Annotated in this window: 10 protein-coding genes, 3 tRNA genes and 1 pseudogene; all 14 read left to right on the plus strand. The window is 69.1% G+C overall.

The window, feature by feature from the left end; genetic code table 11:
• A pseudogene (locus E1182_RS33095) lies at positions 1-116 on the plus strand (IS630 family transposase); the annotation flags it as partial.
• Positions 117-642: 526 nt separating this feature from the next.
• Complete coding sequence (locus E1182_RS26495) at positions 643-1,632, plus strand: zinc-binding dehydrogenase (RefSeq protein WP_243706431.1); 990 nt, start codon at positions 643-645, stop codon at positions 1,630-1,632.
• Between the two features lie 425 nt (positions 1,633-2,057).
• Positions 2,058-2,210 (plus strand): hypothetical protein, encoded by a 153-nt coding sequence (locus E1182_RS31315; RefSeq protein WP_165942728.1) that lies wholly within the window; start codon positions 2,058-2,060, stop codon positions 2,208-2,210.
• Between the two features lie 70 nt (positions 2,211-2,280).
• Entirely contained in the window at positions 2,281-4,809 is a 2,529-nt protein-coding gene (locus E1182_RS26500; protein WP_132270265.1) for a bifunctional diguanylate cyclase/phosphodiesterase, read from the plus strand.
• 96 nt (positions 4,810-4,905) lie between these two features.
• Positions 4,906-4,978 (plus strand) — tRNA-Thr (locus tag E1182_RS26505).
• Between the two features lie 26 nt (positions 4,979-5,004).
• A tRNA-Met gene (locus E1182_RS26510) sits at positions 5,005-5,077 on the plus strand.
• A 132-nt stretch (positions 5,078-5,209) separates the two neighbouring features.
• Positions 5,210-5,377, plus strand: coding sequence for a 50S ribosomal protein L33 (gene rpmG / locus E1182_RS26515; protein ID WP_132270267.1), 168 nt, complete (start codon positions 5,210-5,212; stop codon positions 5,375-5,377).
• A 119-nt stretch (positions 5,378-5,496) separates the two neighbouring features.
• Entirely contained in the window at positions 5,497-5,943 is a 447-nt protein-coding gene (locus E1182_RS26520; protein ID WP_132270270.1) for a MaoC family dehydratase N-terminal domain-containing protein, read from the plus strand.
• Between the two features lies 1 nt (position 5,944).
• Positions 5,945-6,337 carry a MaoC/PaaZ C-terminal domain-containing protein gene (locus E1182_RS26525; protein WP_132270272.1) on the plus strand — a complete coding sequence of 131 codons (393 nt, stop codon included), beginning with the start codon at positions 5,945-5,947 and terminating at the stop codon, positions 6,335-6,337.
• Between the two features lie 116 nt (positions 6,338-6,453).
• Positions 6,454-6,526, plus strand: a tRNA-Trp gene (locus E1182_RS26530).
• A 213-nt stretch (positions 6,527-6,739) separates the two neighbouring features.
• Positions 6,740-7,129 carry a preprotein translocase subunit SecE gene (secE, locus tag E1182_RS26535; RefSeq protein ID WP_132270275.1) on the plus strand — a complete coding sequence of 130 codons (390 nt, stop codon included), beginning with the start codon at positions 6,740-6,742 and terminating at the stop codon, positions 7,127-7,129.
• Between the two features lie 38 nt (positions 7,130-7,167).
• Entirely contained in the window at positions 7,168-7,890 is a 723-nt protein-coding gene (gene nusG, locus E1182_RS26540; protein ID WP_132270278.1) for a transcription termination/antitermination protein NusG, read from the plus strand.
• A gap of 195 nt (positions 7,891-8,085) precedes the next feature.
• The gene (rplK, locus tag E1182_RS26545) at positions 8,086-8,517 is read left to right on the plus strand and encodes a 50S ribosomal protein L11 (RefSeq protein WP_132270280.1); all 432 of its coding nucleotides are present in this window, start codon (positions 8,086-8,088) and stop codon (positions 8,515-8,517) included.
• A gap of 83 nt (positions 8,518-8,600) precedes the next feature.
• Positions 8,601-9,317 carry a 50S ribosomal protein L1 gene (rplA, locus tag E1182_RS26550; RefSeq protein ID WP_132270282.1) on the plus strand — a complete coding sequence of 239 codons (717 nt, stop codon included), beginning with the start codon at positions 8,601-8,603 and terminating at the stop codon, positions 9,315-9,317.
• Positions 9,318-9,404: the final 87 nt, after the last annotated feature.

Consider the following 9,404-nt stretch of genomic DNA (forward strand, 5'->3'; position numbering starts at 1 on the left):
AGGATGCCGCCATCGGCGACTACATCCGCTGGCGCAACCAGCGAGCCCGACCGAAATCCGGATTCGCCGCCGACTCCAAGATCCGCCACCCGGATTACCCGTTCAAGGCTGCATGACGGGGCACTAGATGCTTGACATGATCGATATCGGTTTCCTTCATCGCGTGATGGTTGCGGTCATCGCGGGCTGGGGAGGTCGGGATTGGCGCTGGTGGAGTTGTCGATCGTTGAGCAGCGGTATCGGGCGGTCCTCCGTCCGCGGGCAGATGGTGGGCGGCCCTCCCGCAAATCCGTCGCGAAAGCTGCGGAGGTTCGAGACCTCTCCCCGCCATCAGGTGCACCAAGGGTTCCTGACCAGCAGGAATCCTGATCAGGAACTTTCGGCGTTGATCCTGCGGAGGTCCGGCTGAACCGGCGCATGCTCGGTTTCCGGCTATCCACGAGCTGTGGTGGAGGGGAGCTTCCGTATCTACATGCGCGCTTGGTCGCGGCCTGCGACCGTTCCGGCTGCGATCGTGATCACCATGGCCGCCGTGAGGACGAGGCTCGCGGTCGGGTGGAGCCCCGAGGCCCACAACGCTTGACCTCAACTTCGGTTCAAGTTCAAGGATTGTGTCGGGGCCATCAGGCAAGGGGCCGGTCGGTGCAGGAGAGGATTGACATGCGGGTAGTGCAGGTAACGCGTTTCGGGGATCCGGAGGTGCTGGTGCCAGGCGAGGCGCCGGATCCGGTGGCCGGGCAGGGCCAGGTCGTGGTCGCTGTTTCCGTCGCGGGCATCACGTTCGTGGAGACGCAGATCCGGCGGGGTACGGATAAATGGCATGACACGCCGGAACTGCCGTATGTGCCGGGTGGCTTGGTGGCCGGTCGGGTGAAATCGGTTGGCATGGGCGTGGATGTGGCCTGGTTGGGGCAGCGTGTCATCGCCGACACGGGGGAGACCGGCGGTTTCGCCGAGCAGGCGGTCGTGAAGGTGGAGCACCTCATCCCCGTACCGGATGGGCTGGGCCTGACCGAGGCCTGCGCCCTGTATCCCGACGGCGGTACTGCGCTGGGTCTGGTGGAGAAAGCCCGGATCCGTCCCGGCGAGTGGGTGCTGATCGAGGCGGCGGGCGGCGGTGTCGGCAGCCTGCTGGTGCAACTGGCGCGGTTGGCCGGCGCGCGGGTCATCGGCGCAGCCCGTGGCGTCCGGAAGCTCGACCTGGTCCGGGAGTTGGGCGCGCATGCCGCCGTCGACTACTCCGAGCCGGAGTGGACGAAGCAGGTGCTCGAGGTGACCGCGGGCGCCGGCCCCGATGTGGTGGTTGACGGCGTCGGTGGGGAGATCGGCCGGGCTGCGTTCGAGGTGACAACGGATGGCGGTCGTTTCTCGATGCATGGTGCCTCCAGTGGCGCCGCCACCGTGATCGATCCTGAGGAGGCGCGACAGCGCGGAGTGGAGGTGATCGGGATCGAGCAGCTCTTCGGGTTCGGGCCCCATATGCGGCGGTGGGCCGAGCAGATGATGTCGTACGCGGTGGCGGATCGGGTTCGGCCGGTCATCGGGCAGACCTTTCCGCTGGAGCGCGCCTCCGATGCGCATGCCGTGATCGAGGCCCGCAACGGCCTGGGTAAGACTCTGCTCCTGGTTTGACGGTGAGGCCCGGCCCGTCGTGCCGACGACTGACGCGGCGCAGGGTTGGTCGGCCGGCGGAAGAGGGCGCAGTGGTCGGGAGGGCCTTGCGGGCCTGACTCAGGACGGCAGCGAACGGTATGGTGGTCGATGTGTCATCCAGTGGCGATCAGATGGCTCTCCGTGGGTCGACTCTTCCGTCAGGCGAGACGTGCCGCTATGCTCGGTACCACCCCTTTGCGACCTTGGTCGTTTCTCCCGGGCCGGGGAGGGCTGGCCGGGCCGGGAATGACCTGGCCACACGGCCCATTGTCGGCAACCGGACGGTTCGCTCTTCCGGCGCGGGCGGTCCGACCTCGGCCGTCACGACTTCTCACGCCCGATGCGCCTGTGGCACCATCGTGGAATCTCCATCGTCTTCCCCCCCTGCCGACAGGAGCGTACTGATGTCTGGTCGTCGTAGGCTTGGCCGGCTGCTCGGCACGACTCTCGCGACACTCACCCTGGCTGCGCTCGCTCTCGGGGTTCTTCCCTTCAGCGGCGAGCCGATGCTCGACTACGACTGGACGGCCGCCGTGACGCAGGCCGTCGTCAGGTGACCGTTCGTCCCTGAAGGGCCGCTCGTACACACGTGCCCGGGCGGCCCGGGCGAGCCTACGAGGGAGCGGGATGGCTCGGCGTCAACCCCCGGCACGTAGGCCGACCGACTCGGCCTGGCTGATCACCGGCCCGCTGGCCCTTTTTGCCGTCGCCTGTTGCGCCGTGCTTCTCGCCTTCCGGCCACCGGGCCCAGGCGATCTGCTGCCGGGAGCGCTCCTCCTGGTCACGACGGTCACCGCCGGGACCCAGGTCCTGCACTTCGTCGTACGGCGGCAAACGTTCTCGGTCACTCTCACCGAGATTCCGCTGGTCCTCGTCTTCTACTATCTCGAACCGGCGTCGGTCATCATCGTCGTGACCCTCGCGGCGGGGATCGGTCACCTACGCCGGCGGATCAGCGCCGCGAAGACCTGGTTCAACATCGCCAAGGCGGGGGCGGCCGGTTCGTTGGCCAGCCTCGTCCTGCTCGCCCTGCCGCCCATCGACGGGGTGGGGCCGGTCACCTGGGGCGCGCTCTTCGTGGCGGTCGGCACCTACACGCTGTTCGCCCTCGCCGCGGTCAGCGGAGTGATCAGTCTGATCCAGGGTTGGCAGGCGGGCTGGGACATGGTCCGCGCGGCGGCGCCGACACTGCTCGCCCCGGCGGTCAACGTCGCCATCGGACTCGTCGTCCTGATCGTGGTGGAGAGCAACGCGTGGGCGAGCCTGCTGCTCGCGGCGGTGGCGGTCGCGGTCACCCTGGTCTATCACTCGTACTCGCGGTTCTTCCGCCAGCACCGGACGCTGAGTGACCTGTACGAACTGACCCGGGCGATGACGCAGAGCGGCCAGGACGGCACGCTCGTCGACGCTCTGCTCGGCCGGGTCCGCGGTCTGATGCAGGCGGAGTTCGCCACGCTCTGGCTCCCGCCGCAGGGCCGGCACCCGGAGGTGCTGCTCACCGCCCGGGTCGATGACCCGGGGCTGCTGGACTTCGCGCCGGCGCCGATGGAGATCCGGGAACAGGTACGCCGGACGGGGGAGACCGCGACCGCGGGCCGTCGGCTCGGCACCGAGGTCGACCAGCGGACCGTCGTCGGTGACCACCCCGTCAAAGAGTTGATCGTCGCCCCGCTGCGGTCCGGGCAGGCGGTGATCGGCACCCTCGAGGTGGTCAACCGGCTCAGCGACACCAACCACTTCACCTCCGCCGACATCCCCGTCTTCGAGACGGTCGCCGCGCACGCGGCGGTCGCGCTGGAGAATTCCCGCCTGGTCGACCGGCTGCGGCATGACGCGTACCACGATGCGTTGACCAAGCTGCCGAACCGGCGGCGGATCACCGCGGCACTGGACGAGGCCGTCAAGATCAGGGCACCGGGCGAGGTGGTGGCGCTGCTGCTGTTCGACGTGGATCGGCTGCGGCGGGTCAACGAGTCGCTCGGGCACGCCGCCGGGGACAAGGTCCTGGTCGAGGTCGCCGACCGGTTGCGCGCGTACGCGCCCGCCGGCGCCCTGGTCGGCCGGGCCGGCGGGGACGAGTTCCTGGTCACACTTCGGTTGGAGAGCGCCGAGGCGGCCCTGGAGTTGGCCGGGCAGATTCGCGAACAGATCCGGGACGAGATGGTCTTCGACGCGCTCACCCTGGACGTCGACACGGCCGTCGGCGTGGCGGTCCATCCGGAGCACGGCAGCGACGCGGCGACGCTGTTGCAGCGGGTGGACCTGGCGGCGACGGCGGCGAAGTCGGTGCCGGGCAGCGTGCAGCTGTTCAATCCCGCGCTGGAGTCCCGGTCGCTGCGCCGGCTGGGGCTCGCCGGTGACCTGCGCCGGGCGCTGGACGAGGGCGGCTTGGACGTCTACTTCCAGCCCAAGGTGACCCTGCGGGACCGCCGGCTGGTGGGGGTGGAGTGCCTGGCCCGGTGGGAGCATCCGGCGCACGGCACGGTCGCTCCGGACGACTTCGTCCCGGTGGCCGAGCACACCGGCCAGATGGGTCGGCTGACCGAGGTCGTGCTCCGCGAGGGGTTACGCCGCAGCCGGGACTGGGGCAACGCCGACCAGGCGCTTGCCGTGGCGGTCAACATCTCTGCCCGTACGCTCACCGACCAGCACTTTCCCGCCCGGGTCCGGGAACTGCTCGACGAGTACGGCGTGCCGCCGCAGCGACTCACGCTGGAGATCAAGGAGTCGGGGGTGCTGGACGGCACGGACCGGCCGATCCCCGCCCTGCGCCGTCTGCGGGATCTCGGGGTACGGCTCTCGGTGGACGACTTCGGCACCGGTGACTCGTCCCTGGCCCACCTGCGCCAACTGCCGGTGCACGAGGTGAAGGTGGACCGCTCGTTCGTGCAGGGCATGGCGACCGACCCCGGCGACCTGGCGATTGTCAACGCGGTGGTCACCCTCTCCCAGCAGTTCGGGCTGGCCGTGGTGGCCGAGGGGGTGGAGAGCGAGTTGACGCTGGAGTTGCTGCAGGACATCGGCTGTGAGATCGGCCAGGGTTTCCTGTTCAGCCGTCCGTTGCCGTACGAGCGACTGGAGGCGTGGTTCGGTGCCCAGGTGGACCCGGAGACGCTGCACGGCGAGGAGTTGCCTCGCCTGCGGGTGGTGCCCTGACCAGGGCGGAGGCCGTACGAGGGGAGTCGATTTCGTGCCCGGCCGGAGGCCGTGTAATGTGTCTCCTGCGCGACGCCCTCCGGGGTGATCGGGTAGGCCCCCTTAGCTCAGTCGGCAGAGCGTCTCCATGGTAAGGAGAAGGTCTACGGTTCGATTCCGTAAGGGGGCTCAGAGGGTCCGGCTGGACCCGCCTGCGGCGGTGTAGCTCAGATGGCAGAGCAAGCGGCTCATAATCGCTGTGTCGCCGGTTCAAGTCCGGCCACCGCTACTCTCGTCCTCCGGGCACATCCCGGTGGTCGGTGAAACGGGCGCCATGGGCGCCCACTTTGCATGTCCGCGCATTGACCGCGTAGGCTGATGCGCTGTAGTTGTCACCCGTTAGCGAGGAAGGCACTCCGCCGTGGCGAAGGCGACCGATGTCCGGCCGAAGATCACTTTGGCGTGTGTGGAGTGCAAGGAGCGCAACTACATCACGCGCAAGAACCGCCGCAATGACCCGGACCGCATCGAGCTGAAGAAGTTCTGCCCCCGGGAGGGCAAGCACACGCTCCACCGCGAGACCCGCTGACCGTCGGGCCTCGGCCCGGTCCCGCGACAACACCCGAACGCCGATCCGTACGACGGCGTGGCGACAGCCGCGCCTCCCGTACGGATCGGCGTTCGTGCTGTGCGTGTAGGTTCGGCGGCATGTCCCTGGACCCGTCGTTCGTCGGCCGGACCTATCCGCCGACCGCCCCCTACCAGGTGGGCCGAGAAAAGATCCGCGAGTTCGCCACCGCCATCGGCGCCACCGATCCCGCCCACCACGACCCGGCGGCGGCCCGGGCGCTGGGTCATCCGGACGTGGTCGCCCCGCCGACCTTCCCCGTGCTGATCACCATGGCGGCCAGCCGGCAGATCGTCGAGGACCCGGAGCTCGGCGTCGACTACAGCCGGGTCGTCCACGGCGACCAGCGCTTCGCGTATACCCGACCGGTGGTGGCCGGGGACGAACTGGTCTGCGTCAACACCATCGAGGAGGTCACCAACCGGGGCGGGCACGGCTTCCTGACCACCCGCACCGAGGTGACCGACGCCGCCGGTGAGCCGGTGGTCGCCGTCTGGTCCAAGCTCGTCGTACGCGGAGAGGCCTGACATGGAGTTGCCCACCCAGACCTTCCGGGTCACCCGGGCGGACCTGGTCCGCTACGCGGGTGCCTCGGGTGACTTCAACCCGATTCACTGGAGCGACCGGATCGCCACCGCGGTGGGCCTGCCCGGGGTGATCTCCCACGGGATGTTCACCATGGCGCTGGTCGGCCGGGCCGTGACCACCTGGGCCGGCGCGGCCGATGCGGTGGTCGACTTCGGGGTGCGGTTCACCCGGCCGGTCGTGGTGCCGGACGACGACGAGGGCACCGAGATCGAGGTCGCCGCCGTGGTGAAGGAGGTCACCGAGGCGGGCCTGACCAGGCTCGATGTGACGGCGACCTGCCGTGGTGAGAAAGTCCTGTCGCAGGCCCGGGCGACGGTGAGGACGCCGCGCTGAGCGGTGATGGGCGGTACCGGTTGGGAAAGTCGGGGCACTACCCGTACACTGGTCCGCCGTGGGGCAAGTGAACCCTGCCCGGCCGCGTAGGTCGAGCGGGGCGAGCGTCGCCGCACAGGGGTGTAGCTCAATTGGCAGAGCAGCGGTCTCCAAAACCGCAGGCTGCAGGTTCAAGTCCTGTCACCCCTGCGCCTCAGGCCTGACCGTTCCCGTGGGTCGCGCCGCCATACGGCGGCGTCCGGCCCGTGGTGGTGGCATCGGCGGGGTGGCTCCGAGGCATTCGGGGCACCTTCGTCCGGTCCGCCGGCCGCGGCCCGTCGCGGGACGGTTGGTCCGGCCGGCGTGACCAGCGCCGCGTACGCCGCATCGGCGTACGACCCGATACCCGCGACGGAGGGCGAAGTGGCCGACAGCAAGCGGCGCGGCGAGGACGCCGGCGACGACGGTCTGCGCGACGGCGACGAGATCGTTGACGAGGTGGCCGCCGACGACGACGCCACCGGCGCGGACGAGCCAGTCTCCCGGGGCGGTACCGCGACCCGTGAGCGGGCGGCCGACAGCAAGCCGAAGACCCGCACCGAGACCGACAAGGTGGGGCTCTTCGCCCGCATCGCGCGTTTCTTCCGCGAGGTGGTCGCCGAGCTGCGTAAGGTCATCTGGCCGACCCGCAAGGAACTGCTGACCTACACGGCCGTGGTGGTGACGTTCGTCGCGGTGGTGCTGACGATCGTGGGCCTGCTTGACTTCGCGTTCGCGAAGGGCGTGCTGTGGGTCTTCGGCAACCCCAGCTGACCGGCCGACTGAGCCGATAGTGACGGAAGTGAGCGAGCGTGCCTGAGTACGACGAGACCGCCGAGACCACGGGCGAGCAGTCCACGGTGGCGACGGCGGCCAGTGACGAGTCGGTCGAGGCCGCCAGCGAGCCGGAGTTCCCGGCCACCGAGCCGGCGCCGGAGGAGGATTACGACCCGGTCGCCGAACTGCGCCAGAAGCTGCGCTACGCGCCCGGTGACTGGTACGTGGTGCACTCGTACGCCGGTTACGAGAACAAGGTGAAGACCAACCTCGAGACCCGGATCACGTCCCTCGACATGGAGGACTACATCTACCAGGTCGAGGTGCCGACCCGGGAAGAGGTCGAGGTCAAGAACGGCAAGCGGTCCCAGGTCCAGGCCAAGGTCTTCCCCGGCTACATCCTGGTCCGGATGGAGCTGACCGCCGAGTCCTACTCCTGCGTGCGCAACACCCCCGGGGTCACCGGCTTCGTGGGTGCGACCGACCGGGCCGACCGGCCCGCGCCGCTGAGTCTGGACGAGGTGCTGAAGTGGCTGGCTCCGACGGTCGAGGCCGTGGAGAAGAAGGCCAAGCCCGAGGTCAGGGTTCTCGACTTCGAGGTCGGTGACTCGGTCACTGTCACCGACGGCGCGTTCGCGTCGCTGCCGGCGACGATCAGCGAGATCAACGCCGACCAGCAGAAGCTCAAGGTGCTGGTGTCGATCTTCGGCCGGGAGACTCCGGTCGAGCTGAACTTCAACCAGGTCACCAAGATCTGACACGCCCGGTCGCCGGCGGTGGGCAGCAGCCCTCCGCCGGCGTACTCGTTCCGGCTGCTGGCGGCGAAGCTGGACGACCTCGACGGACGGGCGGCGGAGTGTTGCGCTAGGCTAGAACGTCGCCGTTGTCGTACCGCGTTGACCGTGCGCGTCCGCGGCCGGTGAATATTCCAGTTCCAAGCCCCAGGAAGAGACATGCCTCCGAAGAAGAAGCTCGTCAAGACGTTCACGCTTCAGCTGCCGGCGGGCCAGGCCACTCCGGCGCCGCCGGTCGGTCCCGCGCTCGGCCAGCACGGCGTGAACATCATGGAGTTCTGCAAGTCCTACAACGCGCAGACCGAGTCCCAGCGGGGCGACATCGTCCCCGCCGAGATCAGCGTGTACGAGGACCGGACCTTCACCTTCGTGCTGAAGACCCCGCCCGCCGCCCGGCTGCTGATCAAGGCCGCCGGTGTGCAGAAGGGCTCGGGCGTCCCGCACAAGGAGAAGGTGGGCTCCGTGACCCGCGCCCAGCTGCGTGAGATCGCCGAGAAGAAGATGGCCGACCTCAACGCCAACGACGTCGACCAGGCCGAGAAGATCATCGCCGGCACCGCCCGGTCGATGGGCCTGAACGTCACCGACTGACCTCGGTCATCGCTCTTTCCGATCAGTTCGTGGGAGGGTTCGCGGACGCCGCGGCCCGCCAGAGACCACAGGAGTAACCAGAAATGCAGCGCAGCAAGAGCTACCGCAAGGCCGCCGAGGTCATCGACCGGTCGAAGCTCTACACCCCCGCCGAGGCCGTCAAGCTGGCCAAGGAGACCACCAACGTCAAGTTCGACGCCACGGTCGAGGTCGCGATGCGCCTCGGCGTCGACCCCCGCAAGGCGGACCAGATGGTCCGCGGCACGGTCAACCTGCCGCACGGCACCGGTAAGACCGCCCGCGTGATCGTGTTCGCCGCCGGCGCGAAGGCCGAGGAGGCCGCCGCCGCCGGTGCGGACGAGGTGGGCACCGACGAGCTCGTTGCCCGGATCCAGGGTGGTTGGCTGGACTTCGACGCCGCGATCGCCACTCCGGACCAGATGGCCAAGATCGGCCGGATCGCGCGGATCCTGGGCCCGCGCGGCCTGATGCCGAACCCGAAGACGGGCACGGTGACCATGGACGTCACCAAGGCCGTCGCGGACATCAAGGGCGGCAAGATCACCTTCCGGGTGGACAAGCACTCCAACCTGCACCTGATCATCGGCAAGGCCTCGTTCTCCGAGGCTCAGCTGATCGACAACTACGCCGCCGTCCTCGACGAGGTGCTGCGGGCCAAGCCGTCCGCGGCCAAGGGCAAGTACCTCAAGAAGGTCACCCTGACCACCACCATGGGCCCGGGCGTTCCGGTCGACCCGAACGTGGTGAAGAACCTCCAGGAGGCCGGCGCCGAGGCCTGACCGCGCCCGTACCGGAAGGGGCCCCGCCACGCCGTGGTGGGGCCCCTTCCGTTCGCCCGTGCACCCAGCACCGGGGTGACGGGGGGG

It is taken from the genome of Micromonospora sp. KC721 (assembly GCF_004348355.1).
In the GTDB taxonomy this organism is placed as follows: domain Bacteria; phylum Actinomycetota; class Actinomycetes; order Mycobacteriales; family Micromonosporaceae; genus Micromonospora.